The sequence below is a fragment of the Ruegeria sp. CL3 genome, assembly GCF_056536505.1.
This window is the reverse complement of sequence record NZ_JBQFPT010000001.1, coordinates 248625-274843: the sequence shown is the minus strand read 5'-3', so window position 1 is coordinate 274843 and position 26219 is coordinate 248625. Positions and strand designations below refer to the sequence as shown.

Below are 26219 nucleotides of genomic sequence, written 5' to 3'. Positions count from 1 at the left end.
GACCCATGAACGACATGTCACGAGTGGAGAGACAAGTGGATACCAATGAAATCAAGCTGGAGTGCCGGGACTGCCAAGTCTTTTACGGTGACACTCACGCGATCAAAGATGTGAATGTCGATATCGAAGACAAGACTGTCACAGCCTTCATCGGTCCTTCGGGCTGCGGTAAATCCACGTTCCTGCGCTGTCTGAACCGGATGAACGACACAATCGATGTTGCTCGGGTACAGGGCAGCTTCAAACTGGACGGCGAGGACATCTACGACAAACGCGTTGATCCTGTTCAGCTGCGCGCCAAGGTTGGGATGGTGTTCCAGAAACCCAACCCGTTCCCAAAGTCGATCTATGACAATGTGGCCTATGGCCCGCGCATCCACGGTCTTGCCAAGAACAAAGCGGAACTGGATGAGATCGTCGAGAAATCCCTGCGTCGCGGTGCGATCTGGGAAGAGGTCAAGGATCGTCTGGACGCTCCGGGCACTGGCCTGTCTGGCGGTCAGCAGCAGCGCTTGTGCATTGCGCGCGCCGTGGCGACAGAACCCGAAGTTCTTCTGATGGACGAGCCTTGCTCGGCGCTGGACCCGATTGCGACTGCCCAGGTCGAAGAGTTGATTGACGAACTTCGCGCTCAGTATTCGGTGGTCATCGTGACCCACTCGATGCAGCAGGCGGCGCGTGTCAGCCAGAAAACGGCCTTTTTCCATTTGGGTAACCTCGTCGAGTTCGGCGAAACAGGACAGATTTTCACCAACCCGGTGGACCCGCGCACCGAAAGCTACATCACCGGCCGGATCGGCTGAGCACAGGTATTCCGACATGAACGATTCAGAACAACATATTGCCTCTGTCTTCGACCGCGATCTCGAAGCGATCCAGGCACATATCATGAAGATGGGCGGTCTGGTCGAAGCCGCGATCATGGGCGCCGCCCGCTCGCTAGAAACGCGGGACGAGGAACTCGCCCAGCAGGTGCGTCAGGGCGACAAAGCCATCGACGCGCTCGAGGACATCATCAACGAGGAAACCGCCCGCCTGATCGCCTTACGCGCACCCACAGCGAGTGACCTGCGGTTGGTGCTGTCGGTGCTGAAGGTCTCGGCCAACCTTGAACGGATCGGCGACTATTCCAAGAACATCGCCAAGCGGACCACGGTGCTGGTGAACTCGGGCGAGATCAACGGGAGCGCCTCGGCGCTGCGCCGCATGGCGCGCGAGGTTGAGGTCATGCTGCGCGACGCGCTGGACGCCTATATCCAACGGGATGCTGAACTGGCTGCCGATGTCATCGACCGCGACGAAGAGGTGGACCAGATGTATAACGGATTGTTCCGCGAATTCCTGACCTTCATGGCCGAGGATCCGCGCAGCATTTCGTCCTGCATGCACTTGCATTTCATCGCAAAGAATATCGAGCGCATGGGCGACCACGTGACCGCGATTGCCGAGCAGGTCGTTTATCTGGTCACCGGCGAGCGCCCAACCGAGTCGCGCCCCAAGGCCGACACAACGTCGCAAACCGTCTAGGAGACGCCTCCAATGTCTGCAGATCAACCAACGGTTCTGGTGGTCGAAGATGAGCTCGCCCAGCGTGAAGTGCTGGCCTACAACCTCGAGGCCGAAGGCTTTCGCGTCTCGAAAGCCGCCAGCGGTGACGAGGCGCTGTTGTTGGTAGACGAAGACAGCCCGGACATCATCGTTCTGGACTGGATGATGCCCAACCTCAGCGGGATCGAGGTCTGCCGACGCCTGAAAACACGGCCAGACACCCGTTCTATTCCGATCATCATGCTCTCGGCGCGTTCGGAAGAGGTCGACAAGGTGCGTGGGCTTGAGACCGGCGCAGATGACTATGTGGTCAAGCCATACTCAGTCGTGGAACTCATGGCTCGGGTGCGGACCCAATTGCGCCGTGTACGCCCAGCGACGGTGGGTATTCGCCTGGAATTCGACGATATCATACTGGATTCCGAAACCCACAAGGTCAGCCGTGGCAGCCATTCGCTGAAACTGGGTCCGACCGAATTCCGCCTTCTCAGCACCTTCATGGAAAAACCCGGCCGGGTCTGGAGCCGCGAACAATTGCTGGACCGGGTCTGGGGGCGCGACATCTATGTCGACACAAGGACTGTCGATGTGCATATCGGCCGTTTGCGCAAGGCGTTGACCCAGCATGGCGGCAATGATCCGGTGCGGACCGTGCGCGGGGCAGGGTACGCCTTGGGATAAAAGGGAAGGGGGTGCTTATCCCCTGACCTATGACATTTACTCATAATCGGGTGTCAAACTCTTGCTGTTTTTTCGTGAAGTGCCACGTTACTGTGCGAGCGACTTCAGACAAACCGGAGACACCCGATGAACGCCCCTGCCACCAAACCGACTTTGCGCGCAAAAGATGCGCCGGATCTGGGTAAGTTTGCCTGGGACGATCCGTTCCGTCTGTCCGACCAGCTGTCCGAAGACGAGCGCATGATCTCCGACAGCGCGCGCGCATACGCGCAGGAAAAGCTGCAGCCCCGCGTCACCGCCGCATTCCAGAACGAAGAAACCGACCCCGAGATCTTCCGCGAAATGGGTGGAATGGGCCTTCTGGGCACCACTATCCCCGAGGAATATGGCGGCCTTGGCGGCGGCTACGTGTCCTACGGCCTGGTCGCGCGCGAGGTTGAACGCGTGGACTCCGGTTATCGCTCGATGATGTCGGTGCAAAGCTCGCTGGTGATGTACCCGATCTATGCCTACGGGTCCGAGGAGCAGCGCCGCAAATACCTGCCGAAACTGGCTTCGGGCGAATGGATCGGCTGTTTCGGCTTGACCGAGGCGGATGCCGGGTCGGACCCCGCCGGCATGAAAACACGGGCCGAAAAGATCGACGGCGGGTACCGCCTGACCGGCACCAAGATGTGGATTTCAAACGCGCCGATCGCGGATGTCTTCGTTGTCTGGGCCAAGTCGGACGCGCATGACGGCAAGATCCGAGGCTTCGTTCTGGACAAGGGTCAGCCCGGCCTTTCTGCACCGAAAATCGAAAACAAACTCAGCCTGCGGGCCTCGATCACCGGGGAAATCGTGCTGGATGGCGTCGAGGTGGGCGAGGGTGCTTTGCTGCCTCATGTGCAAGGTCTAAAAGGCCCGTTCGGCTGTCTGAACCGCGCGCGGTATGGGATCAGCTGGGGCGTGATGGGTGCAGCCGAACATTGCTGGCATGCAGCGCTGCAATACGGTTTGGACCGTAAGCAGTTCAATAAACCGCTTGCGCAAACGCAGCTGTATCAGCGCAAACTGGCCGATATGCAGACTGAAATTGCCTTGGCTCTGCAAGCAAGCCTGCGCGTCGGTCGTCTGATGGATCAGGCCGAAGCCGCGCCCGAGATGGTCTCAATCGTGAAACGCAACAACTGCGGCAAAGCGCTGGACATCGCGCGCATGGCGCGTGACATGCACGGCGGCAACGGTATCTCGCTGGAATTCCAGGTTATCCGCCACATGGTCAATCTGGAAACTGTAAACACCTATGAGGGCACTCATGACGTTCACGCTCTTATCCTTGGACGTGCGCAAACTGGGCTGCAGGCTTTTTTCTAGGTCTTAAAGGCGGTTAGGTGTATGGTTTGATCTAGGGCGACACTAATCTGTAATACGTGTAATTGGTATTATGGTAAATATTTTGACCGCTAATCAAACCTAACCACCAAGGATAACGATTTGGAACTGAGCGGAAAGACAGTTGTCATAACCGGTGCTGCTGGCGGTATTGGCAAAGGTCTCGCCGAGAGGTTCTCTGCAGATGGCGCCACCGTTGTCTGTTCCGACATCGACCAAGCATCTGCGAAAGCCTTGGCGGAGGAAATCGGCGGGCACGCGTTTCCGTGCGACGTCTCCAGCGAAGCGCAGATCAAAGCCCTGATCGAGCATGTCGAGGATGAGATTGCTCCGATCGACCTGTTTTGCGCCAATGCAGGAATTCTGACACTCGGCGGTTTGGACGTGCCAGATGAAGACTGGAACCGTACTTGGGACATCAACGTGATGTCTCATGTCTGGATGGCACGTCACCTTGTTCCACGGTTCGTCAAGCGCGGCCATGGCTACATCATGATCACGGCGTCGGCCGCCGGGCTTTTGAACCAACCCGGCGCGGCGCCGTATGGCGTCACCAAACACGCGGCCATCGGTTTTGCAGAATGGTTGGCGTTGACCTACGGCCATAAAGGTTTGAAGGTTTCGGCACTATGCCCACAAGCCGTCAGATCCGAGATGACACGCGGTCATGAAACCTCGGTCGCGGCAATTGACGGCATGCTCGAGCCGGAGGATGTCGCACAGGCCTGTGTGGACGGTATTCTAGCCGAGCAATTCCTGATCCTGCCGCATCCCGAAGTCCTTCAATACATGCGTCACAAAACGGCCGACTATGACCGATGGCTGATCGGTATGAACAAGTTAAATCAACAGTTTATAGGCGACACTTAAGAGCGCCCATTTGGTCGCCGCATCAATCCTTCTTGCGCAACTGACGCCACCAGAACTCCATCCTCGGAATAGATGGAGCCGCGATTGAAAGACCGCCCCTGCCCCGTCCACGGTGATTCCATCACATAGAGATGCCAGTTTTCAAAACGCACCGGCGCATGAAACCACAGCGCGTGATCCAAGCTCGCTGCGTTTACCTGACCTGTGAACCAGCTCAGTCCATGGGGCCGCATGCCGGAGCTCATCAGGCTCATGTCTGAGGCATAGGCCAGTATCAGGTGTTGCGTACGCGGGTCGGTTGACGCTGCTCCAGGCATTCGGAACCAGATCTTGTTCTGATCGTCGGAAATTTCAGGTCGAAATGGGTCGAGATGGTCTACTTCGCGCACTTCTATTGGCCGCTCGCGCAACAGTTCTTTTTTCATCTTTTCAGGGACTTGATCCACATACTTGTGGCGTAGTTCGCTGCGCGATGGATGGGTTTCTGGGCTCTCAGAAGACGGCATCGGATGCTGATGAGACCACCCCTCATCCTCAACATGAAAGGATGCAGACATATTGAGGATCTGCTTACCATGTTGAATCGCAACCACGCGCCGCGTGGTGAAAGAACCGCCGTCTCTGGCACGATCCACTTGATAAACAACGGGAATACTGGGGTCACCCGGACGGATGAAATAAGCATGCAAGGAATGGCAGAGCCTGTCATCAACCGTTCTGTAAGCCGCTGCTAGCGCCTGCGCGATGACCTGACCGCCAAAGATACGTGTCGGTGTCTCACCGCCGGACCCAGTGCCCCGGAACAGGTCAACCTCAAGCCGTTCGATGTTCAGAAGGTCCAGAAGAATACGCTCAGCTTCGGTCATGGGTTGCTCGATCTTGTTCATTTGGGGGATGAGGTACCAACACCCGCGCCATCAATCAATCACCGCACCTAAGACCAGAGCTTTGAGTTCCGCGCGGGACGGGTAAGAGCTGGACGGCGACAATTGAGTGAAGAACACAGCCGTCAAATCCAAGGACCGGTCAATCCAGAAATAGGTCGACGCCATACCACCCCAACTGAAATCCCCGACCGAACCAGGCACTCCGGTACGACCCGGATTCAGCAAGACAGAGCCGCCCAATCCGAACCCCATACCTTCCATCGGTTGTTCCGCAAAACTACTGGGGCCCATTGAGGCAATATCGCCGGGTAAGTGATTGATTATCATGAAATCTACCGTCTTCGGTCCCAATAACCGTTCGCCCGCAGCCTGCCCTCGGTTCCGCAGCATTTCAGCAAACCGGCTATAGTCGTCTATCGTTCCGACCAAGCCACCACCGCCCGAGAACGTAGTGGTGGCTTCGAACGGAGAAGATCCCGCTTGATCCACCAGCCTGAGCGAATCCTCGGACTGTTCGGCCGAGTTGAGATCCATCGCGTCGCCGGCCAAAGGCGTATAGAGCGACGCAAATCCATCGCCGGCATCTTTCGGGACCACAAAGCCCGTCTCTCGCATCCCGAGCGGCTCAAAGATCTCCTGCTGGAAGAATTGGTCCAACGTCTTTCCCGAGACGACCTCAACAACGCGACCTAGGACGTCGGTGCTGACCGAATACTCCCACCGGCTGCCCGGTTGAAACGCCAGAGGCAGCGCGGCGAGATCACTTACTCTATCCTTCAGAAGCCCTTGATTTGGTTTGAAGATCATATCCCGCTCGTCCATCGCCGATGGCAGAAGACCGGGATTGAATGGGTAGCTGAACCCGCTCGTGTGGGTCAGTAGCTGATGCAGAGTCGGCGGTGGCGCGGCTTCGGTCTGATCCAATCGCTCGGCATTGGTAACCAACGCCTGAGGCGCGGCAAATTCGGGCAGATACGCGGACAAAGGTGCGCCAAGGTGGATCAATCCGCGCTCGACCAGCATCATCACCGCAACTGATGTGATCGGTTTGGTCATCGAGTAGATACGGACCAGCGTGTCACGCTCGAACGGCAGTTCGGCTTCGATATTGCGCTGGCCGCAAGCGCGGAAGAAGACCTCCTGCCCTTTGTGTTTCAGAAGAACCGAACTGCCGGGATATTTTCGTTTATCTACATAGCGTTGCATCCACGGGCGAATGCGATCCAACCTGTCTTGATCCCACGTTACCGGCATTCCAAAGCTCCCTCTGCCCTAGGCGTCCAAAGCCGACAAACCATGCTGCGCAAAGAGCGGCACGTAGTCACCGAACAGTTTCGCCCGCCCCGGGTCCGATGCGTTGCCGTCCAGCGCGCGTTTGTAGACGCCCTGCAGAATGGCGGCCATTCGGAAGAAGTTAAAGGCAAGATAGAAGCCGAAATCTTTGATTTCCGCCAGCCCGCGCCGCGCGCAATATTGCTCGATATAGTCTCTATCACTGGGTAATCCGAGGGTTTTGCGGTCGATCCCGGCCAGCCCCCGCCCTTCTGGACCCGGAGGCAGCTGCCATTGCATGATCACTGCGGCGAGGTCGGCGTAAGGATGGCCGATCGTCGACAACTCCCAATCCAGCACGCCGATGCACCGCGTGCCGCTGCGTTCAAACATCAAGTTGTCGATCCGATAATCGCCATGCACAAGACTGCGCTGACCATCGTCTTCGGGCAAAGCCCCCTCCAACCCCGCGATCAGCGCATCCATCTGAGCGATCTTGTTTGTCTCAGAGGCGCGGTACTGCTTTGTCCAGCGCGCGATCTGACGTTCGAAATAATTCCCGCTGGGGCCATAGTCGGCGAGGCCCGCTGCGTCGATATCGACGGAATGCAGCGCGGCCAGCACCCGGTTCATTTCATCCATGACGGCGGTGCGTGTCTCGTTGCTTTCACCGGTCAGAGTTGGTTCCAGGAAAACACGGCCCTCAAGGTGTTCCATCACGTAAAAAGCGGACCCTATGACTGAGGTATCTTCGCATAGAAGAAACATCTCAGGCACAGGGACATCGCTGCCTGCAAGCGCCTGTTGCACACGAAATTCGCGCTCCACTGCATGCGCAGATTTAAGAATCTTTCCCATAGGTTTACGGCGCAGAACGTAGTTTCGACCCGGTGTCTCAAGTGCGAAAGTCGGGTTGGATTGCCCGATATCGAACTTGCGGGCGTTCAGAGGGCCGCGATACCCCGAGAGGTTCGCGGAAAGGTACGCATCGACGGCGTCCAGATCCAATGGGTTTTTCGTATTCATCGTCAAAACGCTTCGGCAAAGATGTTGCCTGCTGTGACCACGTTGATGCCTCCGGACACGGGGATGACGGCTCCGGTCACGTAGCTGCCCCCTCGCCCGCAGAGAAACAGCATGCAGCCAGCGATGTCATCATCACGCCCAACTCGGCCCAGAGGAACCGATTTGCCCACCTTCTCGCGCGTCGTCTCATCCGCAGTTGCAAAAGCGGTCATGCGTGAGACGAACGGGCCGGGCGCCAGAGCGTTGACGGTGACGTGATACGGCGACAGTTCCTTGGCCAGGATTTTGGTCAGATGCAGGACGGCCGCCTTGGAGGCCGAATAGCTGTATGCCCCGTCGCCCATAGGAACCTCACCCATGACCGAGCCCACATTGACCACCCGCGCCGGGTCTTCGGCGGTGCCGGATTTCATGAGCAAGGGCAGTAGTTTCTGCGTCAGCTCAAACACGCCCGCAACGTTGACGGACATCACTTTGTCCCACGCGTCATGAGGGAATTGACCTAAAGGCGCGCCCCAGGACACACCGGAATTATTCATCAAAATATCGAGGCGTTCCGTCCGTTTATTGATCTCGGCAACGACTTCGTCGATTCCGTCTTTGCTGCCCAGATCCCCTGCAAACCCCTCGGCACTGCCGGGGGCATCCAGCGCGTTCAGCTCCGCCGCGACGGCCTCGCAGGCGTCACCTTTACGGGAGGCGATCAGCACATGCGCGCCAGCCCGAACAAGCGACTCGGCGGCCATGCGGCCAATTCCGGTGGCACCGCCCGTGACCAGAGCCACCTTTCCATCCAGAGAAAACAGGGTTTCCGGGGTCATGCCGCACTCCTCGCTTGTCGTAGGGGAAAGAGGGTGCGCCGTTGACAGCGCGCGATCCCGCCCCAAAATTCCATCTGCAAGAATAACAGGAACAATGAGGGCAACATGCAAGCATTACTCAGCGTCGCAGCGGGCGGACCGGAGATTCTGGAACTGACCACCCTGTCCGATCCGACCCCGGGCCGCGGAGAGATTCTGGTTGGAATTAAAGCCGCCGGGGTGAACTTTCCCGATACGCTGATGATCCGCGACCTCTATCAGATCAAGCCACCGCGCCCCTTTGCCCCTGGCGGCGAAATCGCAGGTGAGGTGCTTGCGCTTGGCGACGGTGTCGAAGGGTTCGAAGTCGGAGATCGTGTACTGGCGCTGACCGGTCATGGCGGCTTTGCCACGCATCTTGGGATGAAAGCCAAGGACGCAATCAAGTTTCCCGATACCATGCCCTTTGATGAGGCGGCGTGTTTTATCTTCACTTACGGTACCTCCTACCATGCTCTTAAGGACCGAGCGGCCCTCCAACCCAGTGAGACGCTGTTGGTTCTGGGGGCCGCGGGTGGTGTCGGATCGGCGGCGATCGAGTTGGGCAAAGCCATGGGCGCGCGAGTCATCGCTGCGGTTTCCACGCCAGACAAAGCTGAATTCTGCCGCTCAATCGGAGCGGATGAGACGATCCAGTATCCCAGAAACCCGGACAAGGACGCTCAGAAAGCTTTCTCAAAAGATATCAAGGCACTGGCGGGCGCCGAGGGTGTCGATGTCATCTATGATGCAGTGGGCGGAGCCTATGCGGAACCCGCGTTGCGAAGCATTGCGTGGAAGGGGCGATATCTCGTCGTCGGATTTCCAGCTGGAATCCCCAGCGTACCGCTCAATCTCGCGCTGCTGAAAGGGTGCCAGATCGTTGGCGTCTTCTGGGGGGCCTCCGTCTTTCGGGAGCCTGACGCTCACGCCGAAAACCTAAGCGAATTGTTTGACTTATACGCCGCAGGTAAAGTCAAACCCCGCATCACGGCGCGCTTCCCCCTTTCCGAGGGCGCGGCGGCAATCGAGCTGCTTTCTCAGCGCTCCGTTCTCGGAAAGGTTGTGGTCACAATGGACGAAACCTAACTGGAACGGGTTGCATCAAAGGCATCTTTGTCAGCCCACTCGCCTCATTGGAGCATTGTCCGGTAGACATCCCCACCAAATGCCGTTTAAGAAACGAATATGGGGACGGAGATTTATGAATAAAATTCTTGTGTTGAATGGCCCGAACCTCAATCTTTTGGGCACCCGACAGCCTGAGGTTTACGGCAGCACCACCTTGAAAATGGTGGAAGAGCAATGCGTTGCGCATGGCGCGTCTATCGGGCTTGAGGTTTCGACATTTCAGTCCAACCACGAAGGTGCTCTGATTGACGCCATCCATCAGGCCCGTGGCACGCAGAACGGTTTGGTTCTGAATGCAGGCGCCTATACCCACACGTCGATTGCCCTGATGGATGCGATTGCCTCAGTGGAGCTGCCTTTGGTCGAGGTTCACCTGTCCAACATCCACGCGCGGGAAAGCTTCCGCCACAAGTCCTACATCGCGTCGGTTGCCCTTGGGCAGATCTGCGGTTTTGGTGCGCAGAGCTATGTTTTGGCGCTGGATGCCTTGGCAGCTCATCTAAAATCAGGGGACGTTGCATGAAGCTGAAGGAATATCTTCGCTTTGTTAGCTATGCCAGAACCCTGGAAGAGCTTTGGGATGCCCATTGCCGACAGATGGCCATATACGGGTTTGACCGACTGATTTATGGCTACACTCAATATCGTACTGCCACGTCCTTGGGCGACCCTGAAGATTTTGTCATCCTCAGCAATCATCGGCGTGAATATGTTGACGGCTTCCTCGGTGACAGCAGGTATTCCAACGCTCCGATGCTGCAATGGGCTTTGAACAACGATGGCGCGGCAAGCTGGGGATTGATTCAGGATTTGGCTTCGAACGGGGAACTCACGCCCGAACAGCAGAAGGTTGTGGATTTCAACAAGTCGCACAACGTGCTTGCTGGATATACTGTCAGCTTCAACTCAGTCTCCGTGCGGTCCAAGGGTGCGATCTCGCTATCGGCCGAAGAAAACCGCAACCAGGACGAGATTGACGACATGTGGGAAGAGCATGGCGAGGATATTCTTCTGATGAACAACATCGCTCATCTCAAGATCCTGACGCTTCCCTACACACCTCCGAATCGTTCGCTCACCAAACGCCAGCGAGAGGCGCTGCAATGGGTCGGTGATGGCAAAACGACTCAGGATATAGCCCTGCTGATGGGGCTGACGGCGGCGACAGTAGAAAAACACCTGAGGCTGGCACGCGAATCGCTTTCGGTCGAGACGACGGCCCAGGCCGTTCTGAAAGCCGCCCTACACAACCAGATGTATGTTATGGAAGCCTGACCACAAGAGATTGACGCCAAACCGCGTCAATTTACCTTAGGTAAGGAAATCATGACTTCCCATCTTCACGGGAAAATTGCAGATTGATACCGTTCCGTGAGTGGTGGCTTTAGCCAAGGAACATTCGATTGGATCTTTGCAATACCAGAGCTCTCCAATCACTCTGACTTTTGGAGCGCCTATTCGTCCGCGTACCGACGTCGGAATTTTGGAGGGTCCCGACCATCCCCATCATGCGGGGCCCTCCATTCACCTTCTGCTTGAACAGACAAATCTATCTCTGACTCGAAAAAACCGGCCACGTTCGACGTGACCGGTTCTGAATGTCGTCAGGCCCCGCAACCGGGGCCTAGAGCAAAGACTCAGCCTTGTGCCGCTTTGGCAACTTCCGCAGCAAAGTCTTCTTTTTCGACCACGATGCCTTCGCCAACTTCCAGACGGATGAAGCCGGTGATGGTTGCGCCTGCTTCTTTGGCCGCTGCTTCAACAGTCAGGTCAGGGTTCACAACGAAGGACTGGTTGAGCAGAGTCGACTCAGCCACGAATTTCTTCATGCGGCCTTCGATCATCTTCTCGATCACCTGTTCCGGCTTGCCGGATTCGCGGGCGATGTCCATCTGAACCTGCTTTTCTTTCTCGACAACAGCCGGATCCATGTCGGCCTCGGACAGAGCTGCCGGGTTCACAGCTGCGATGTGCATCGCAACCTGCTTGCCGATCGCTTCGTCGCCACCGGTCAGAGCAACCAGAACACCGATTTTGCCCATGCCGTTTGTGGCTGCGTTGTGCACGTAAGACACAACGGTGTCGCCCGACAGTTTCGACATGCGCCGCACCGACATGTTTTCACCGATGGTGGCGATCTTGTCAGTGATCGTGTCTGCAACGGACTTTCCGCCCAGATCAGCAGCCAACAGAGCTTCGACATTGTCGACGCCTTCAGCAGCGTAGGTGATCTTGCCGACCATTTCCTGGAACTCAGCGTTCTTCGCAACGAAGTCGGTTTCCGAGTTCACTTCGACAGCAACACCGTTGCCACCGTTGACGTGAACAGCAACCAGACCTTCTGCTGCGGTACGGCCCGATTTCTTAGCCGCTTTGGCCAGGCCTTTGGTGCGCAACCAGTCAACGGCCTCGTCCATGTTGCCGCCGGTTTCGGTCAGGGCTTTTTTCGCGTCCATCATGCCTGCGCCGGTTGCGTCGCGCAGTTCTTTAACCATTGCTGCTGTGATTGCCATCTTTTGGCTCTCCTCAATTCAAACGGAATTGGGGCAGGTCATACCCTGCCCCATGTGTCAATTACGTGACGGGCAGCTTACGCTTCGGCTGGAGCTTCAGCGGCTTCTTCTGCAACGACTTCTTCAACCGGTGCTTCTTCGAAGGCACCCAGGTCAACGCCTGCAGCGCCCATCTGAGCAGTCATACCGTCCAGAGCGGCACGTGCGGCCAGGTCACAGTACAGCGAGATCGCGCGGGCTGCGTCGTCGTTGCCAGGGATGATGTAGTCAACGCCGTCGGGCGAGCAGTTGGTGTCGACAACAGCCACAACCGGGATACCCAGCTTGTTGGCTTCTGCGATGGCCAGTGCTTCTTTTTTGACGTCGATGACGAACAGCAGGTCAGGAACACCGCCCATCTCGCGGATACCGCCCAGCGAAGCCTGCAGCTTCTGCTGGTCACGCTCCATGCCCAAACGCTCTTTCTTGGTCAGACCTTCTGCGCCCGCTTCCATGGCTTCGTCGATCTGGTTCAGACGGTTGATCGACTGGGAAACGGTTTTCCAGTTGGTCAGAGTGCCGCCCAGCCAGCGGTGGTTCATGTAGTACTGAGCCGACTTTTCAGCCGCTTCAGCGATCGGGCCAGCAGCCTGACGCTTTGTACCAACGAACAGAACGCGGCCACCTTTTGCGACGGTGTCACGAACAGCCTGCAGAGCCTGGTCCAGCATCGGAACGGTCTGGGTCAGGTCCATGATGTGGATGCCATTGCGCGAGCCGTAGATGAACGGGCCCATGCGGGGATTCCAACGCTGTGTCTGATGACCAAAGTGAACGCCAGCTTCCAGCAGCTGACGCATGGAGAACTCGGGAAGAGCCATGCTATTTTCCTTTTCCGGTTTGCGCCTTGGCGGGGGTGAAAGAAGCGGATGCTCCAACCGGCGGTCTTGATGAGGATGTCTCCCTCAAAAAGCCCAAACCCCGCCTGCGGGTTTGAATGGCGCGCGTATACGGCAGGTTTGGATGCAGCGCAAGTGCCAATCGCCCTATTTTTCAAGCCGCGCCAAGCTATGCGCATGACGGACGGCCTCTTCGCAATGCGCCGCCAGCGCTTTGCGGTTTTCAAAGTCACTGACCTTGGCTGGCGCATGATAAATCAGCTCGACCGCCCCCTGCCTGCGCGCGCCGAGTGTCTTCAGCAGATGCGGGCCGAACTCCATGTCACCCCACCAACCGTAAAACCGGTCCGGTTCACCCACAGGTGCATGAAACACCACCGAGACCGGCTGAACATACATGAAATCTCGCAGCTCATCTGCGAAGAACGCGGCAAAGAGCGTTGTTTTAAATGACAAAACCCTGAGGCCATCGGTCGAGGTTCCCTCCGGGAAAAACAGCAGCTTATGCCCCGCTTTCAGGCGAGTTTCGAACACCTGTGTTTGTTCTTTTGCCTTCTTCCGGTCCCGTTCGATAAAGACCGTTCCGGTCGCGCGCGCCAACCAGCCGATACCGGGCCATTTCGCCACCTCGGCCTTGGATACGAAATACACCCGTTTGCGGGCATTCAGAGCAAAGATGTCGAGCCATGAGGTGTGGTTAGCCACCACCGCACCACGCTCAGCCATCAGATCTCCGGAAGTGCGAAAACCTATGCCCAGAATGCGAAAGGCGTTGCGGCAAACAAATTGTGTGATGAACGGGGTTATAGGTCGGCGAATACCGAACAAGGGGAGTTCAATCAGGCGTATCATCAGTAGGATGATCAAGCCACCAAAGACCAACAGCGCCAAAGGTACACCACGCAAGAAAACCAGTATCCACCCCAGAGGGCCAAGGTGAATCGCATCCGGCGCGTCGTCACTGTTCCAAAGCGGATCGTTCACGGGTTTAAGCTCCGCTATAGATGCGCTTTTGCCGCTCGTTCATCCGCGCGGTATCTAGGATCAAACAGACATCGGTGGTGTTGAAGCTGTGGTCGATAAAGGCCCCCTCGCCCACAAACCCGCCCAAACGGAGATAAGCTTTGATCAGCGCGGGCACCTGCACCATGGCCGCCCGGCGATCGAGGTCTTCGGGTGCCACGAGGTTCATGGATTGAAAAACATCCGGCTGCGCGCGGACCCGCAGATCGTCGGGGGCCAGATGGTTGTGATGCAGCATCGACAAGGGCTGGGCGAGCGCCGTGACATCGGTGCCGTGAAAGCTGGCGACGCCGAACAGAACCTCGATCTCACGCTCGGTGACATACGCAGCAAGACCATTCCACAGGTGATACATCGCCGTGCCGCCGCGATAGTCCGGATGCAGGCAGGATCGGCCAAGCTCTAGCAGCTTGCGACCGCCTTGCTTAAGAACGGTCAGATCATATTCATCTTCGGAGTAAAACTGCCCCAACCCTGCTGCACGTTCGCCCGGTAACAGCCTGTAGACGCCGACAGTTTCCCCGGTTTGATCATCTATCGCCAGCATGTGATCGAAATACGGGTCGAACTTGTCCTGCTCCAGCCCGGCATCGTGATCGACCATCTCTCCGCCACCACCTAGCTCGCGTACAAACACGTCGTAGCGTAGGCGCTGCGCGGCGCGCAGGTCGTGTTCGGTTTCAGCGAGTCGGATGGTGAAAGAAGGGCCTGAATCCGGCATGTCGTTCCTTGAAGTTGCCTCCGGCTGATACCGCAGCTGTTCCCCCAAAGGCAATACGGGTCCCATGTGATGACTGGCGTTAACCTTTCCTAAACCAGTTTCACGGATCAAAGACCGGCATCAAGGCGATACGCGTTCCGTCGATTACCACTTTCCCCTGCTCGCGGAAGTTCACGGTGATCTTGCCCCCGATATTGGACTGCACCTGTCCAACGCCCCAATCGGGGAAATCGGGGTGGCGGACGAACATGCCCGGTGCAAGTATGGCATTGAGGTCTGTCATAGCGGCTCCGGTCCGGTGGCAGATACAGAAGGAGGTACGCATGGGCGCCACGGACGTCAACCTGGCCGAGCTGATTGGCTCGCGCATCTGTCACGATCTGATCAGCCCGATCGGGGCCATCACCAACGGGCTGGAGCTGTTGGATATGGTTGGCGCGGTACAAGGCCCCGAGATGGAGCTGATCTCGGGCAGTGTCGGCAGCGCCGGCGCGCGCATTCGGTTTTTCCGAGTGGCCTTTGGCTCGGCAAGTGACCAGCCATTGGGGCGTAGCGAGGTGGCCGAGTTGCTGAAAGACGTGGAGCGCGCCGGTCGTGTGCGGGTCAATTGGAACCTGACCGAAGCCGTGCCGCGCAATCAGGTCAAACTGGCCTTTCTGGCCCTGATGTGCTGCGAGAGTGCAATGCCGTTTGGTGGGCAGGTCGATATCTCGACCTCTGACACCGGTTGGCAGGTGACTGGCACAGCCGACAAATTTAACATTGACAATGACTTGTGGAAGAATGCTGCCACGGGCAACTTCGCCAACAAAGTCACCCCGGCGCAGGTTCAGTTTGCTTTGCTGCCGGAAACGGCCGCGGCCATGGGGCGGCGAGTTGCGGTCGAGACCGGCACAACCCGCGTGACCTTGAGGTTCTAGGCGCGGGTCGTTCCGTTCCCGCGCACAAGATATTGAAAACTGGTCAACTGCGCCGCGCCGACCGGACCGCGTGCATGCATTTTGCCCGTGGCAATTCCGATTTCAGCGCCCATTCCGAACTCACCGCCATCCGCAAACTGCGTTGAGGCGTTGTGCATCAGGATCGCGCTGTCCAGCCGCTCAAAGAAGCGCGCAGCCGCCGCGTCATCCTCGGTCATAATGCAATCTGTGTGGTTCGAGCCATATTGCTGGATATGCGCGATGGCGGCGTCAATGTCGGCAACGGGTTTGGCAGCAATGATGCTGTCCAGAAACTCTTTGCCCCAATCCTCAGAGGTGGCTGACGTGGTTCCATCGACGGCCAGAACACCTTCGGAATGAACCTCGACCCCGGCGGCCATAAGCGCTGCAATCACGTCGCGCCCAAGGGTTTTGGCCACATCCTGATGGATCAGAAGACACTCTGCCGCGCCACATATACCGGTACGCCGGGTCTTGGCGTTCAGCACCACGTCCAACGTCTTTTGCGGGTCGGCGGCCTTGTCGATGTAGATATGCACGATACCCTCAAGATGGGCGAAGACCGGCACGCGCGCCTCACGCTGAACCAGCCCAACTAGTCCTTTGCCGCCACGGGGAACGATGACGTCGACATAGTCGGTCATGGTCAACAATTCCTGCACCGCCGCGCGGTCACGGGTCGGCACAAGTTGAATTGAATCCTCAGGCAGTTTCGCGGCCTTCAGACCTTCGACCAGACAGGCGTGGATGGCGGTGGAGGAGTGAAAACTCTCGGATCCACCGCGCAGGATCACGGCGTTACCGGACTTCAGGCATAACGCGCCAGCATCGGCGGTTACATTAGGGCGGCTTTCGTATATCACCCCAATGACACCCAACGGCGTGCGCACACGCTGAATATTGAGGCCCGAGGGCATGTCCCACTCGGTCATCACCTCGCCCACCGGATCGGTCTGATCAGCCACCGTGCGCAGGCCATCGACCATGCCCTGAATGCGGTCCTCATCCAGCATCAGACGGTCCATCATGGCAGGGCTCAGGCCCTTTTCACGCCCGAACTCCAGATCCTTCTTGTTGGCGTCGATAATCTGAGCGCGATTGGCCCAGACAGCCTCAGCCGCGGCGATCAGGGCTGCATGTTTGCGCTCCGCCGAGGCAAAGGCCAGCTCGCGCGCGGCAGCTTTGGCGCGTTTACCCAGATCGGCCATCAGAGCGGGAATATTGTCGAGATCCTTCATAACCTTAGCCTTTCTGCGCCTTTATAGCGCCAAATCGTCCCTGTGAATCAGCGCTGCGCGACCAGGATAGCCCAGCGTTGCCTCAATCTCTGAAGATTTTCGTCCTTTGATTGCGTCAGCCTCTTGCGCGGTATAGCGGCTGATGCCCTGCGCCAGTCGACGCTCTTGCAGGTCAAGAATGGCGACCGGATCGCCGCGTCCAAAATCGCCGGTCACTTCGACGATACCCGCTGGCAACAGGCTTTTGCCATTTGAAAGCGCCTTTGCGGCGCCATCGTCAATCGTTATCTCTCCGCGCGGTTTCATCGCCGAGATCCAGCGCTTGCGCGCCGCATGCGGATCAAGCGTTGCCGTGAACCACGTGCTGTTTGCGCCATTCTCAAGCGATTGCAAAGGGTTGAGCGTCGATCCTTCGGTGATCGCCATATCGCAACCTGCAGCTGTCGCCATCTTGGCCGCCATCAACTTGGTCTTCATGCCGCCCTTGGAAAGGCCAGAGCCAGCGTCTCCGGCCATCGCCTCAATCTCGGGCGTGATTTGGTCGATCGTGTCGTAGCGCGTGGCCGAGGCATCCTCGTTAGGATTGCCGGTATAAAACCCGTCCACATCCGACAGAAGGATCAATTGGTCCGCACCAACGGTTACCGCGATCTGTGCTGCCAGCCGATCATTGTCGCCGTAGCGGATTTCATCCGTAGCGACTGTATCGTTTTCGTTGACAATGGGAACAACGCCAAGGCCCAAAAGCGTCTCAAGTGTCGCGCGAGAGTTGAGATAGCGGCGACGATCCTCGCTATCCTCGAGCGTCACCAGCACTTGGGCCGTGGTGATCTGGTGCGGGGTCAGCGCCTCTTCATAGGCACGCGCCAGACGGATCTGACCAACAGCAGCTGCGGCCTGAGATTGCTCCAGAGCCAACGCCGCTGCAGGTAAGCCCAAAACACCGCGCCCCAAAGCGATCGAGCCAGAAGACACCAGAATCACATCCGTGCCCTGCCCTTTCAGCCAGGCCACATCCTGAGCCAGTGATTTCAGCCAATCCGAGCGTAGCTGTCCCGTGTTCCGATCCACCAGCAAAGCGGACCCGATCTTGACCACCAGCCGACGGGCTGCGGTCAGGGTTGCCACGGCGCGGCCTCCTCGGCGGGTTTCTGGCGCAGGCGGTTTTCGTCGATCTGAGCACGCAGGGCGCGCAGCACCTCGGTTACGCCCAGATGCGCGACACCTGACATCGTCATGACCGGGCCACCAACGGCCTCTTCCAGTTCGGCCTTGGCCAAATCACGTTCTTCGTCATCCAGAGCGTCGACCTTGTTCAGCACCGTGATCCGAGGTTTCTCGGCCAGTTCTCCGCCATAAGCCTCAAGCTCATGGATGATGGTGCGGTAGTCATCGGCCACGGTTTCCGAGGTGCCATCGACCAGATGCAGCAACACCGCACAGCGCTCAACGTGACCGAGGAACCGGTCGCCGATCCCGCGCCCTTCATGAGCCCCTTCGATCAGGCCGGGAATGTCGGCCACCACAAATTCCACATTGTCCACGCCGACCACGCCCAGATTGGGGTGCAGAGTGGTAAACGGATAGTCGGCGATTTTAGGCCGCGCGTTCGAAGTTGCGGCCAGAAAGGTCGATTTTCCGGCATTGGGCATGCCCAACAAGCCAACATCCGCGATCAGTTTCAGCCGCAGCCAGATCGTGCGATCAATACCCGCCTGCCCCGGATTTGCCCGGCGCGGCGCCTGGTTGGTTGCGGATTTGAAGTGGAGATTGCCAAAACCGCCATTGCCGCCTTTCGCCAGCAGAACCCGCTGCCCGACCTCGGTCAGGTCGCAGATCACTGTCTCTTCGTCCTCATCCAGAATCTCAGTCCCGACGGGAACGCGCAGGATGATGTCGTCACCATCCTTGCCCGTACGTTGCTGACCGCGGCCCGGTTGTCCGTTCTTGGCAAAGAAGTGCTGCTGATAGCGGAAGTCGATCAGGGTGTTCAGCCCGTCCACGACCTCGGCCCAGACGGACCCGCCTTTGCCGCCGTCCCCGCCATCAGGGCCGCCGTATTCAATGTACTTTTCGCGTCGGAAGCTGACGCAGCCGCCACCTCCGGCCCCGGACCGGATGTAGACCTTTGCTAGATCGAGAAATTTCATAGTCTGTCCCCTACTGCAAAGGCCCCATCGGCCACAAGTCAGAGTTTCTTTGTATAGGTCCAGGTGGGCACATTCGCGTCGCGCGCCACCGAGTAGCTTTCTGCATCGCCCAGATACTGGAACCCGCAATGGGTCAGCACCCGCGCCGAGGCCGGGTTGTCCTGAAACACGCTGGCGAACATATTGGCGTTCTCAAGCGGATTGGCACCGACCAGGGCTTCCACAGCCATCGAGGCAATGCCCGTGTTCCAATAGACAGGCGCAACCCAATAGCCAACCTCGGACTGGTTGCGATCGAGCCGCTGCAAAGAGATCAGGCCGATTAGCTCGGGCCCGCCGTCTTTGGTGGCGTCCATCGCCCAGACGTCCTCATCCCGGTCTTCCGCCATCGAGCGGGTCACGAAGGCCTCGATCGAGCCCGGCGGCAACGGGTGCGGGATCGATGTGGTCATACGCGCCACACGCTCATCGCCTGCGTAATGTTCGATAAGCCCCATATCCGACCGACGCAGAGGGCGCAGATCGAACCGCTCGGTTTCGATGACCGGCTGATTTATGATTGCTTCAAGTTTCATGAGTGCGTTCCTCCTCCGAACAACACAAAAAGTACGGACGCAACAGTCAGACTGGCGAGCGTCCACATCAGATATTTTTCCGCAGGCCGACCTTCAACCACATGGGCGATCCGGTCCCCTGCAAATGTCCAGATCGGGTGCAAAACGATCTGGCAGAACAACAAACAAAGAGCGATCGTGAGCGTCGCCTCAAAACTGGACGTCCCCGCCGCGACAAACCCCGTGAACCCTGCAATGATCATCGCCCAGGCCTTGGGGTTCAGCGGATGCACGATGAGCCCAGACAAAAAGCCCGGCGCGTTCCCTTCCGCCGCTGCACGAGACAGCCTAAGATTGGCAATCTTCCAGGCCAGCCAGCAAATATAGGCGGCAGAAGCGTATTTCAGCACCTCAAACGCCAGCGGAGCCTGATCGGCAACCTGCATCAGACCAAAGCCCACCGGCCAGATGATCAGCTGCTTGCCCAACACGACCCCGGCCACAAAAGGCAATGCGGCGCGAAAGCCATAGCGCGCACCTGTTCCCATCAGGACCATGTTGGCCGGTCCCGGCGTGCCGACCTGTGAGGCGGCAAAGATGAGAAAGCTGGTGGTTGCGACGGGCATTGCTGTTCTGGATCACGGTTGCGTTAAAACGAAAAAGGGACCGGCATTTTCTGCCGGTCCCCCATGAATTTTTTATTAAACCTTCTGGGTTTCGGCTTACTCTGCGGCCTCCGCCACTGGCAGGACCGAAATGAAGGTGCGGTTTTTGAGTCCCTTGTGGAACTTCACGGCGCCATCGGTGGTTGCAAAGATTGTGTGGTCTTTGCCCATGCCTACGCCTTCGCCCGGCCAGAACTTGGTGCCGCGCTGACGTACGATGATGTTGCCTGCGATGGCCGCCTGGCCACCATACAGTTTCACGCCAAGGCGGCGACCCGCTGAGTCGCGACCGTTACGGGAGGAACCGCCAGCTTTTTTATGTGCCATTCTCTCTCTCCTTAGCCTTGAGCCAGCTCTTTGGCTTGCTCAACCCATTCGGGCTTCACTTTGATGGTGTCGATAGCAGCAATCTGCTCGTCCGACAAGGCGGCCAGAGCGGCAAAGCTTTCGATACCGGCTTCAACCAGCTTCTTGGCAGCGGCAGGGCCAACACCGTTCAGCTTGGTCAGATCGTCAGCGGCAGCAGCGGCGGGTGCCTCTGCTTTGGCTTCTGCTTTCTTGGCAGGCTTTGCAGCAGGTGCCGCTTCGCCGGCCGGAGCAGAACCGGTTGCAGCTTTGATGCCCGACTTGTCAGCGCCCGACGACAGGATGTCGGTGATTTTGACCAGAGTCAGTTTCTGACGGTGACCAACGGTACGCTTCGAGCTGTGCTTACGACGGCGCTTGACGAATTTGATGACCTTGTCACCTTTGATCTGTTCGATCACTTCGGCCTGTACGCCTGCGCCTTCAACGAAAGGTGCGCCAACAACCGGAGCGTCGCCGCCCAGCATCAGAACATCGTTGAATTGAACTTTTTCACCTGCGTCTGCAGCCAGTTTTTCAACGCGGAGCACGTCGCCCGCCTGAACCTTGTACTGCTTGCCGCCAGTCTTGAGGACCGCAAACATGCGTCTTTCCTTTTCTAACCCGCGTTCTGTGGTCCCCTCCCGGGCGTTTTTGGCTTGAAAGCCACCTCGAACAGCGCGCCCTGTTTGGGCTGTGTGGAAGACCCCGCGAGGTTTCGAAGGGTCATATAATAACGACACCCGGCGCGGAGAACCGGCCGGGATGCGCGCTTATCCACATAATGAAAGGCAAAGTCAACACCCAAGACCGGTCAGAGATCCGAGGATTGCCAAACCTGCGCCACCGCCGCACCCAGACGGTACGAGATCCCATCAAACATCTCGTCAAACCCCTTGAACAGGGCCGCGTTCAAGGCCTGCCCGGTCTCGGTTCGAGAAAACGCGATATTCTCGCGCATCTCGACCTCATCCAGCGGTTGATAGGCCAGAAGCAGAAAGGAGTACAACCACGTGGTCGTTTCGGCCGTCACAGTGTCTTTCTGCATCAGTAACTCGTCCAGAACCTCTTCGTATTCGGCAAGGCTGTCGCCGTAGAGACCCAGGAAAAAGTTGTAATCCGAACTCAGCGAGCCTTGGACATTCTGGTCAATCAGGTCATTTGCACGGATGTATTCCTCGACCAGTTCGAACCTCGGCGAGTCGGGTTCGGTGCCCTCATAGGCCTCATTCGCCATCTCTTCGATCGCCTCATCGGCAAAGGCTTTGCGGGCCGAATTCTCCAGCGTCACGATCGTCTGCCCCAGATCGCTCTCGAAGAAAAAGATTGCCTGGTCCATCTGCTCCTTCGTCATGCCCTCGGCGAAGGCTTCGGTCAGACGAGACTTCATCCAAGAATGGTTATAGATCTCCTGAACCTGATCCTGAAACAGAGGACCTCCGTCACCGTCCAACAGGCTCTCTTCGAGTTCCTGCTGATGGACCATGCCTTCGTCGATCAGAATGCCCACAACCTGATCCAGCTTCATGGCATGCGCCAGCCGATTGGCCCGCTCATTCGCGACAGCTGGCAGCGCCCAAAGCAATGTCACCGCAAAGGCTAGTGCCAGTCGCATCAGATATCCTGAGCCGGATGAAGGTCTGCCATGCGGACAGCCAGAACCTCAAACCGCATGGCCATGATTTCATATTGGATCGCGTTCAGAAGCTCATAGACCTCTTGCATCAATGGCTGTTCAAGCGCCTCGGCATAGGCCTCGACCTCCGCGTCCGAGAAATCCTGATACGTGTAAGCCGCCCCTGCCAGCGCCGAAAGTTGCAGTGCCTGGCGCATCCCGGCCTCATTCTGCCGCAGCATCAACCGCAGCTCATCTGCGTCCAACTGCAGGTCGATCACGCCAGACGCGCTGGCCGCCAGAAGAAACCGCAATTGGATCTCCTGCAAAGCGCGCAACGAAGTCCCGCTGGCATCAATCGCATTGTTCATCCGCTTGAGCTGCTCCACCCGGGGCGAGCCATCCTGCACGAGGCCAGCTACGATTTCCTGCCCCTCCTGCTGTTTAGCCTCTTCATCGTCATTCAGATGCGCCGCGTTTTCGACCTCAACCAATCGTTGCCCCAGATCCGAAGCATAAAACTCGACCGCATGAGCCAACGCCTCATCGCTCAACGTCTCTTCAAGAATCGAGACCGCCGTTTCATGCATAAGCTGGGTATCGAAAACCTCTTCGGTAAGGCGGGTCCAGTCTGATCCGAATCCATCGGGATCAATGCCCAGCATTTCAGGGGCAGAGCCGGACGCCAGCGCAATACTCTCCAGCGCCACGTCAAACCCGGTGGTATTGAGGAATGCTTCGATCCGGTCGCGATTGGCCGCAACCGAAGAAACGGGGACCAAAACAAGCGCGACAAGCAGCGCGAGCAATGGGACAATAGAACGCTCAACTCGATTTTTCATGACTATCAGCCTAGGTGTTTTGTTGCGGCAGGCAATGGAAAATCCAAGGAATGTGATTTCTGGGAATTTTCTGCTTGCACCCCTGCGCGTTCCTCACTAAATCCCCCCCTCACAGACCCCCGCGGAGAGGTGCCGGAGTGGTCGAACGGGGCGGTCTCGAAAACCGTTGTGGGTGCAAGCCCACCCAGGGTTCGAATCCCTGTCTCTCCGCCATAATTTCCAATTGGTTTCTTTGCTTTAATAGACCGACTGGCCTATTGCTCTGCGCAAAGAGAGGGGCTGGCCAAGACCCCCTCATCCAGCCCCCCTCACACCGCCCCTCACATTCAACCACAAAGTGAGAGATCAGTGCCCCTTTGGCCCAATAGGCCTATTCAAACAAAAGACGTTACTCGTTAATTTGGGGACCGAACCCGAGCGCGACCCCCACCATGCCTCTTTTACCCCGTCTGACTGCAGTGTCGGTCATTTTGGGGTCAAAGGCAGTGAAGTCCTTCACATAAGACCAAAAATTCGACCGAGCAGTAAAGTGCGAGCATCGTCGCAGGTTTCGCTCGGCACCACGTTCTCGCGCAACGCCTATACCTCAAACGCCAGGCTCGACGCGGTAATGCGATATCATCGAAATTCAATGCAAAGCGCAAAGCGGTGGGCGCTTTGTCGCCGGATCAAGTCGCCCAATCAGCGTAGCTTGGCCCAAACCCGTATTCTGCTGAGAAATCACAAGAATTCCCCTTTGAGTCATCCTAGATTTGGATCATCCCAGCGGCACAAATTTCCAAAGGAGACTCATAATGTCGCGTACTCTTCTTATCATCATCGTCCTCGTCGGTCTTGGCGCGGGCGGGTATTTTTATCTCAACCAACCCGAACCGACGCCAGCCGAAAGACTTGAAGCCGCGGCCGAGGATGCGAGCGATGCGGTCAGCGAAGCGGCCTCGGCCGTGCAGGACGCCGCAAGCGAAGCGCTGGAATCGGCCACAGAACAAGCCAGCGAAGCGGCGTCATCACTGACCGAACAGGCCTCTGAGGCCGCGTCATCTGTCGCGGATCAGGCCACTGACGCCGCCAATTCGATAGCGGATCAGGCCTCCGAGGCTGCAGATCAAGCCGGTGATCAGATTGCCTCGCTGGCCGACCAAGGTCAGGAGTTGTTCAACTCTTGGGTTGAAGAGGGCATGCTGACAGCTCAGAACTTCGATTATGACGCCATGGTCGCCTCGGTCCAGAACAGCGAGATGGCACAGGGTGTCAAAGATCAGGTGATCAAGATCCTGGATGAGATCAAAGCCTCGCCCGAGGCCGTTCTGACGAAGCTCCAGGACCTGCAAAATGCGATGAGCCAATAAGGGTCAGGCCGTCCATGGGCGGCCTTCTCCACATGCCGCGACGTTAGACAGCGGCAGAATTGACGCGGCGCGGGGCTTTTGTTTGGCTTGACCCAACAAGAACCCCGCGCCGTTTTTCTTCGCCGTCAGGCTGAAGGCTGATCCGGTAAACCTGGCGCCACTCAAGGACTTACCAATGACCGACTTGCCCTCCACCATGCGCGCCGTTGTCCTGAAACATGACGGCTATTCCGGCACCATGACAGGCCCCACGATCAAAGACGCGTCTGAGTGGTTGGTAGATACCGAATTGCCCGTCCCTACCCCCGGCCCCGGACAGGTTTTGATCCGGCTGCGCACCGCTTCGGTCAATCCGTCGGACATTCACTTCATCAAAGGCGAATACGGCCAACCCCGTGTCAAAGGTGCCGCTGCGGGCTTTGAAGGGTGCGGAGATGTTGTGGCAACGGGCAAAGGAGCGGAAGGTCTACAAGGCCTGCGCGTCGCCTTTGTTGCCGCCGGATCAGGGGCTTGGGCGGAATATGTCGTGACCCAGATGCAAATGTGCATCCCTCTGCGCCCCGACATCTCGGACGATGACGGGGCTGCGCAGATCGTCAATCCGCTGACCGCGATGGCTATGGTTGATATAGCCAAGGAAAACGGAGATGCGTTTGTTGTTTCAGCCGCCACCAGCCAGTTGGGTAAGCTGATGTGCAGCCTTGGGCGGGATCTGGGCTTGAAGCCCATCGCCATGGTGCGGCGCGCCGAGACTGTTCCGATGCTGAAAGAGCTTGGGGCTGCGGAAGTTCTGGTCACAACGGACCCTGACGTTGCGCACCAATTTGCCGAACTGAGCGCCAAGCTGAAGCCCCGCGTCTTTCTCGACGCTGTCATAGACCCTCTGTCCGAGCAGATCTTCTGCGCCATGCCCAATCGCGCGCGCTGGATTTGCTATGGCAAACTCGGCAGCGACGCCCCGACCCTGACCCAAACCGGGCAACTGATCTTCATGGGCAAACGGATCGAAGGATTCTGGCTAACAAACTGGATGATGACCACCCCTCCAGCCGATCAGATGCGCGTCGTGACCGAGGTTCAGGCGCGTTTCGCGGACGGGCGTTGGAAAACGGATGTATCCGAGCGTCTAACGCTGGGCGATCTGATCTCCAACCTAGCGGACGCTTTGAAAACGAGCGACGGGAAGGTGATGATCACGCGTTAACTGTATTAACAGAAAAAGGGCCCGCACTTGCGAGCCCTTTCGATATTCGTTGTTCGCGGCGATTAACGCTTCGAGAACTGGAACGAACGACGCGCTTTGCGCTTACCGTATTTCTTACGTTCCACAACGCGGCTGTCGCGGGTCAGGAAGCCAGCGGCTTTCAGAGCGCCACGCAGCGACGGATCGTACAGTTGCAGCGCTTTCGAGATGCCGTGCTTGACCGCACCGGCCTGACCGGTCAGGCCACCGCCTTTGACGGTTGCAACAACGTCGAACTCACCTTCCACACCGGCAACCTGGAACGGCTGGCGCAGGATCAGCTGCAGAACGGGACGAGCGAAGTACTTGTCCTGGTCTTTGCCGTTCACGGTGACCTTGCCGGAACCCGGCTTGATCCAAACGCGGGCAACAGCGTCTTTGCGCTTGCCGGTAGCGTAGGAGCGGCCCAGCTCGTCGCGTACGGGTTCACGTACGATGACTTCTTCGGCCACGGTTTCAACGCCTGCGACGGCGCTCAGCTCTTCGAGAGTATTGATCTGATCAGCCATCGGTC

Annotated in this window: 30 protein-coding genes and 1 tRNA gene; 12 read left to right on the top strand and 19 right to left on the bottom strand. The window is 57.8% G+C overall.

Features of this window, described 5'->3' with window-relative positions:
* Positions 1-5 precede the first annotated feature (5 nt).
* The 5 genes from pstB (at position 6) to ACR0NO_RS01400 (ending at position 4473) form a co-directional block, all read left to right on the top strand.
* Positions 6-803, top strand: coding sequence for a phosphate ABC transporter ATP-binding protein PstB (pstB, locus tag ACR0NO_RS01420; RefSeq protein WP_209254708.1), 798 nt, complete (start codon positions 6-8; stop codon positions 801-803).
* Positions 804-819: 16 nt separating this feature from the next.
* Positions 820-1527, top strand: coding sequence for a phosphate signaling complex protein PhoU (phoU, locus tag ACR0NO_RS01415; RefSeq protein ID WP_170373720.1), 708 nt, complete (start codon positions 820-822; stop codon positions 1525-1527).
* A 12-nt stretch (positions 1528-1539) separates the two neighbouring features.
* Complete coding sequence (gene phoB / locus ACR0NO_RS01410) at positions 1540-2229, top strand: phosphate regulon transcriptional regulator PhoB (protein ID WP_170373721.1); 690 nt, start codon at positions 1540-1542, stop codon at positions 2227-2229.
* 126 nt (positions 2230-2355) lie between these two features.
* The gene (locus tag ACR0NO_RS01405; RefSeq protein WP_480722730.1) at positions 2356-3585 is read left to right on the top strand and encodes an acyl-CoA dehydrogenase; all 1230 of its coding nucleotides are present in this window, start codon (positions 2356-2358) and stop codon (positions 3583-3585) included.
* Between the two features lie 120 nt (positions 3586-3705).
* Complete coding sequence (locus tag ACR0NO_RS01400) at positions 3706-4473, top strand: SDR family oxidoreductase (RefSeq protein WP_480722729.1); 768 nt, start codon at positions 3706-3708, stop codon at positions 4471-4473.
* On the opposite strand, the gene ACR0NO_RS01395 is transcribed toward ACR0NO_RS01400, so the two are convergent.
* The 4 genes from ACR0NO_RS01395 to ACR0NO_RS01380 are packed head-to-tail and all read right to left on the bottom strand — an operon-like array spanning position 4470 to position 8479.
* Positions 4470-5339, bottom strand: a complete 870-nt coding sequence (locus tag ACR0NO_RS01395; protein ID WP_170638831.1) for an acyl-CoA thioesterase — start codon at positions 5337-5339, stop codon at positions 4470-4472. The genes ACR0NO_RS01400 and ACR0NO_RS01395 overlap by 4 nt on opposite strands.
* Before the next feature lie 51 nt (positions 5340-5390).
* Complete coding sequence (locus ACR0NO_RS01390) at positions 5391-6614, bottom strand: serine hydrolase domain-containing protein (protein WP_480722728.1); 1224 nt, start codon at positions 6612-6614, stop codon at positions 5391-5393.
* Between the two features lie 18 nt (positions 6615-6632).
* A complete protein-coding gene (locus tag ACR0NO_RS01385; protein WP_480722727.1) occupies positions 6633-7658 on the bottom strand; it encodes a phosphotransferase family protein in 1026 nt (341 codons plus the stop codon).
* Positions 7659-7660: 2 nt separating this feature from the next.
* Entirely contained in the window at positions 7661-8479 is an 819-nt protein-coding gene (locus ACR0NO_RS01380; protein WP_480722726.1) for an SDR family NAD(P)-dependent oxidoreductase, read from the bottom strand.
* A gap of 105 nt (positions 8480-8584) precedes the next feature.
* On the opposite strand from ACR0NO_RS01380, the gene ACR0NO_RS01375 reads away from it, so the two are divergent.
* The 3 genes from ACR0NO_RS01375 to ACR0NO_RS01365 all read left to right on the top strand — a co-directional run bounded on the left by ACR0NO_RS01375 (position 8585) and on the right by ACR0NO_RS01365 (position 10903).
* Complete coding sequence (locus tag ACR0NO_RS01375) at positions 8585-9586, top strand: NADPH:quinone oxidoreductase family protein (RefSeq protein WP_480722725.1); 1002 nt, start codon at positions 8585-8587, stop codon at positions 9584-9586.
* A gap of 115 nt (positions 9587-9701) precedes the next feature.
* Positions 9702-10151, top strand: a complete 450-nt coding sequence (gene aroQ / locus ACR0NO_RS01370) for a type II 3-dehydroquinate dehydratase (protein WP_170665121.1) — start codon at positions 9702-9704, stop codon at positions 10149-10151.
* Positions 10148-10903, top strand: coding sequence for a LuxR family transcriptional regulator (locus ACR0NO_RS01365; protein WP_170373729.1), 756 nt, complete (start codon positions 10148-10150; stop codon positions 10901-10903). The genes aroQ and ACR0NO_RS01365 overlap by 4 nt, the downstream gene beginning before the upstream one ends.
* A 362-nt stretch (positions 10904-11265) precedes the next feature.
* Here ACR0NO_RS01365 and tsf read toward each other — a convergent pair whose 3' ends face one another.
* From tsf to ACR0NO_RS01340, 5 genes are all read right to left on the bottom strand, one after another.
* The gene (tsf, locus tag ACR0NO_RS01360) at positions 11266-12141 is read right to left on the bottom strand and encodes a translation elongation factor Ts (RefSeq protein WP_170373730.1); all 876 of its coding nucleotides are present in this window, start codon (positions 12139-12141) and stop codon (positions 11266-11268) included.
* Between the two features lie 77 nt (positions 12142-12218).
* Positions 12219-13001, bottom strand: a complete 783-nt coding sequence (gene rpsB / locus ACR0NO_RS01355; RefSeq protein ID WP_170466928.1) for a 30S ribosomal protein S2 — start codon at positions 12999-13001, stop codon at positions 12219-12221.
* A 165-nt stretch (positions 13002-13166) separates the two neighbouring features.
* A complete protein-coding gene (gene olsA / locus ACR0NO_RS01350) occupies positions 13167-14003 on the bottom strand; it encodes a lyso-ornithine lipid O-acyltransferase (RefSeq protein WP_480722724.1) in 837 nt (278 codons plus the stop codon).
* A 4-nt stretch (positions 14004-14007) separates the two neighbouring features.
* A complete protein-coding gene (olsB, locus tag ACR0NO_RS01345; protein WP_480722723.1) occupies positions 14008-14763 on the bottom strand; it encodes an L-ornithine N(alpha)-acyltransferase in 756 nt (251 codons plus the stop codon).
* 100 nt (positions 14764-14863) lie between these two features.
* On the bottom strand, positions 14864-15046 hold the full coding sequence (locus ACR0NO_RS01340; protein WP_170393080.1) for a DUF3553 domain-containing protein: 183 nt from the start codon (positions 15044-15046) through the stop codon (positions 14864-14866).
* Between the two features lie 40 nt (positions 15047-15086).
* On the opposite strand from ACR0NO_RS01340, the gene ACR0NO_RS01335 reads away from it, so the two are divergent.
* Positions 15087-15683 (top strand): histidine phosphotransferase family protein, encoded by a 597-nt coding sequence (locus ACR0NO_RS01335; protein ID WP_480722722.1) that lies wholly within the window; start codon positions 15087-15089, stop codon positions 15681-15683.
* Here the strand turns inward: ACR0NO_RS01335 and ACR0NO_RS01330 are convergent.
* The 9 genes from ACR0NO_RS01330 to ACR0NO_RS01290 all read right to left on the bottom strand — a co-directional run bounded on the left by ACR0NO_RS01330 (position 15680) and on the right by ACR0NO_RS01290 (position 23113).
* On the bottom strand, positions 15680-16942 hold the full coding sequence (locus tag ACR0NO_RS01330) for a glutamate-5-semialdehyde dehydrogenase (protein WP_480722721.1): 1263 nt from the start codon (positions 16940-16942) through the stop codon (positions 15680-15682). The genes ACR0NO_RS01335 and ACR0NO_RS01330 overlap by 4 nt on opposite strands.
* A gap of 21 nt (positions 16943-16963) precedes the next feature.
* Positions 16964-18070 carry a glutamate 5-kinase gene (gene proB / locus ACR0NO_RS01325; protein ID WP_170466919.1) on the bottom strand — a complete coding sequence of 369 codons (1107 nt, stop codon included), beginning with the start codon at positions 18068-18070 and terminating at the stop codon, positions 16964-16966.
* Complete coding sequence (gene obgE / locus ACR0NO_RS01320) at positions 18058-19092, bottom strand: GTPase ObgE (RefSeq protein ID WP_170458227.1); 1035 nt, start codon at positions 19090-19092, stop codon at positions 18058-18060. Before obgE ends, proB begins: the two co-directional genes overlap by 13 nt.
* A gap of 38 nt (positions 19093-19130) precedes the next feature.
* A complete protein-coding gene (locus ACR0NO_RS01315) occupies positions 19131-19667 on the bottom strand; it encodes a GNAT family N-acetyltransferase (protein ID WP_170458229.1) in 537 nt (178 codons plus the stop codon).
* Positions 19664-20272: a LysE family translocator gene (locus ACR0NO_RS01310; protein ID WP_170373740.1), complete on the bottom strand. Its 609-nt coding sequence runs from the start codon at positions 20270-20272 to the stop codon at positions 19664-19666. The genes ACR0NO_RS01315 and ACR0NO_RS01310 overlap by 4 nt, the downstream gene beginning before the upstream one ends.
* Positions 20273-20368: 96 nt before the next feature.
* Positions 20369-20638: a 50S ribosomal protein L27 gene (rpmA, locus tag ACR0NO_RS01305; RefSeq protein WP_039535512.1), complete on the bottom strand. Its 270-nt coding sequence runs from the start codon at positions 20636-20638 to the stop codon at positions 20369-20371.
* 11 nt (positions 20639-20649) lie between these two features.
* Positions 20650-21261, bottom strand: coding sequence for a 50S ribosomal protein L21 (locus tag ACR0NO_RS01300; RefSeq protein ID WP_170373741.1), 612 nt, complete (start codon positions 21259-21261; stop codon positions 20650-20652).
* 209 nt (positions 21262-21470) lie between these two features.
* Entirely contained in the window at positions 21471-22271 is an 801-nt protein-coding gene (locus tag ACR0NO_RS01295) for a DUF2059 domain-containing protein (RefSeq protein WP_480722720.1), read from the bottom strand.
* On the bottom strand, positions 22271-23113 hold the full coding sequence (locus ACR0NO_RS01290; RefSeq protein WP_480722719.1) for a DUF2059 domain-containing protein: 843 nt from the start codon (positions 23111-23113) through the stop codon (positions 22271-22273). Before ACR0NO_RS01290 ends, ACR0NO_RS01295 begins: the two co-directional genes overlap by 1 nt.
* Positions 23114-23236: 123 nt before the next feature.
* On the opposite strand from ACR0NO_RS01290, the gene ACR0NO_RS01285 reads away from it, so the two are divergent.
* From ACR0NO_RS01285 to ACR0NO_RS01275, 3 genes are all read left to right on the top strand, one after another.
* Positions 23237-23326: transfer RNA gene (locus tag ACR0NO_RS01285), tRNA-Ser, on the top strand.
* Between the two features lie 581 nt (positions 23327-23907).
* Positions 23908-24462 carry a hypothetical protein gene (locus ACR0NO_RS01280; RefSeq protein ID WP_480722718.1) on the top strand — a complete coding sequence of 185 codons (555 nt, stop codon included), beginning with the start codon at positions 23908-23910 and terminating at the stop codon, positions 24460-24462.
* A gap of 175 nt (positions 24463-24637) precedes the next feature.
* Complete coding sequence (locus ACR0NO_RS01275; RefSeq protein WP_480722717.1) at positions 24638-25666, top strand: alcohol dehydrogenase catalytic domain-containing protein; 1029 nt, start codon at positions 24638-24640, stop codon at positions 25664-25666.
* 62 nt (positions 25667-25728) lie between these two features.
* Here the strand turns inward: ACR0NO_RS01275 and rpsI are convergent, their stop codons facing one another.
* Positions 25729-26214, bottom strand: a complete 486-nt coding sequence (gene rpsI, locus ACR0NO_RS01270) for a 30S ribosomal protein S9 (RefSeq protein ID WP_039535473.1) — start codon at positions 26212-26214, stop codon at positions 25729-25731.
* Positions 26215-26219 lie beyond the last annotated feature (5 nt).

What these genes read in the sequence shown, in the direction of transcription:
- pstB (WP_209254708.1), top strand. Translation starts at nt 6, where the DNA reads ATGAACGACATGTCACGAGTGGAGAGACAAGTGGATACCAATGAAATC.
- phoU (WP_170373720.1), top strand. Translation starts at nt 820, where the DNA reads ATGAACGATTCAGAACAACATATTGCCTCTGTCTTCGACCGCGATCTC.
- phoB (WP_170373721.1), top strand. Translation starts at nt 1,540, where the DNA reads ATGTCTGCAGATCAACCAACGGTTCTGGTGGTCGAAGATGAGCTCGCC.
- ACR0NO_RS01405 (WP_480722730.1), top strand. Translation starts at nt 2,356, where the DNA reads ATGAACGCCCCTGCCACCAAACCGACTTTGCGCGCAAAAGATGCGCCG.
- ACR0NO_RS01395 (WP_170638831.1), bottom strand. Translation starts at nt 5,339, where the DNA reads ATGACCGAAGCTGAGCGTATTCTTCTGGACCTTCTGAACATCGAACGG.
- ACR0NO_RS01390 (WP_480722728.1), bottom strand. Translation starts at nt 6,614, where the DNA reads ATGCCGGTAACGTGGGATCAAGACAGGTTGGATCGCATTCGCCCGTGG.
- ACR0NO_RS01385 (WP_480722727.1), bottom strand. Translation starts at nt 7,658, where the DNA reads ATGAATACGAAAAACCCATTGGATCTGGACGCCGTCGATGCGTACCTT.
- ACR0NO_RS01380 (WP_480722726.1), bottom strand. Translation starts at nt 8,479, where the DNA reads ATGACCCCGGAAACCCTGTTTTCTCTGGATGGAAAGGTGGCTCTGGTC.
- ACR0NO_RS01375 (WP_480722725.1), top strand. Translation starts at nt 8,585, where the DNA reads ATGCAAGCATTACTCAGCGTCGCAGCGGGCGGACCGGAGATTCTGGAA.
- aroQ (WP_170665121.1), top strand. Translation starts at nt 9,702, where the DNA reads ATGAATAAAATTCTTGTGTTGAATGGCCCGAACCTCAATCTTTTGGGC.
- ACR0NO_RS01365 (WP_170373729.1), top strand. Translation starts at nt 10,148, where the DNA reads ATGAAGCTGAAGGAATATCTTCGCTTTGTTAGCTATGCCAGAACCCTG.
- tsf (WP_170373730.1), bottom strand. Translation starts at nt 12,141, where the DNA reads ATGGCAATCACAGCAGCAATGGTTAAAGAACTGCGCGACGCAACCGGC.
- rpsB (WP_170466928.1), bottom strand. Translation starts at nt 13,001, where the DNA reads ATGGCTCTTCCCGAGTTCTCCATGCGTCAGCTGCTGGAAGCTGGCGTT.
- olsB (WP_480722723.1), bottom strand. Translation starts at nt 14,763, where the DNA reads ATGCCGGATTCAGGCCCTTCTTTCACCATCCGACTCGCTGAAACCGAA.
- ACR0NO_RS01340 (WP_170393080.1), bottom strand. Translation starts at nt 15,046, where the DNA reads ATGACAGACCTCAATGCCATACTTGCACCGGGCATGTTCGTCCGCCAC.
- ACR0NO_RS01335 (WP_480722722.1), top strand. Translation starts at nt 15,087, where the DNA reads ATGGGCGCCACGGACGTCAACCTGGCCGAGCTGATTGGCTCGCGCATC.
- ACR0NO_RS01330 (WP_480722721.1), bottom strand. Translation starts at nt 16,942, where the DNA reads ATGAAGGATCTCGACAATATTCCCGCTCTGATGGCCGATCTGGGTAAA.
- obgE (WP_170458227.1), bottom strand. Translation starts at nt 19,092, where the DNA reads ATGAAATTTCTCGATCTAGCAAAGGTCTACATCCGGTCCGGGGCCGGA.
- ACR0NO_RS01315 (WP_170458229.1), bottom strand. Translation starts at nt 19,667, where the DNA reads ATGAAACTTGAAGCAATCATAAATCAGCCGGTCATCGAAACCGAGCGG.
- ACR0NO_RS01310 (WP_170373740.1), bottom strand. Translation starts at nt 20,272, where the DNA reads ATGCCCGTCGCAACCACCAGCTTTCTCATCTTTGCCGCCTCACAGGTC.
- rpmA (WP_039535512.1), bottom strand. Translation starts at nt 20,638, where the DNA reads ATGGCACATAAAAAAGCTGGCGGTTCCTCCCGTAACGGTCGCGACTCA.
- ACR0NO_RS01300 (WP_170373741.1), bottom strand. Translation starts at nt 21,261, where the DNA reads ATGTTTGCGGTCCTCAAGACTGGCGGCAAGCAGTACAAGGTTCAGGCG.
- ACR0NO_RS01295 (WP_480722720.1), bottom strand. Translation starts at nt 22,271, where the DNA reads ATGCGACTGGCACTAGCCTTTGCGGTGACATTGCTTTGGGCGCTGCCA.
- ACR0NO_RS01290 (WP_480722719.1), bottom strand. Translation starts at nt 23,113, where the DNA reads ATGAAAAATCGAGTTGAGCGTTCTATTGTCCCATTGCTCGCGCTGCTT.
- ACR0NO_RS01280 (WP_480722718.1), top strand. Translation starts at nt 23,908, where the DNA reads ATGTCGCGTACTCTTCTTATCATCATCGTCCTCGTCGGTCTTGGCGCG.
- ACR0NO_RS01275 (WP_480722717.1), top strand. Translation starts at nt 24,638, where the DNA reads ATGACCGACTTGCCCTCCACCATGCGCGCCGTTGTCCTGAAACATGAC.
- rpsI (WP_039535473.1), bottom strand. Translation starts at nt 26,214, where the DNA reads ATGGCTGATCAGATCAATACTCTCGAAGAGCTGAGCGCCGTCGCAGGC.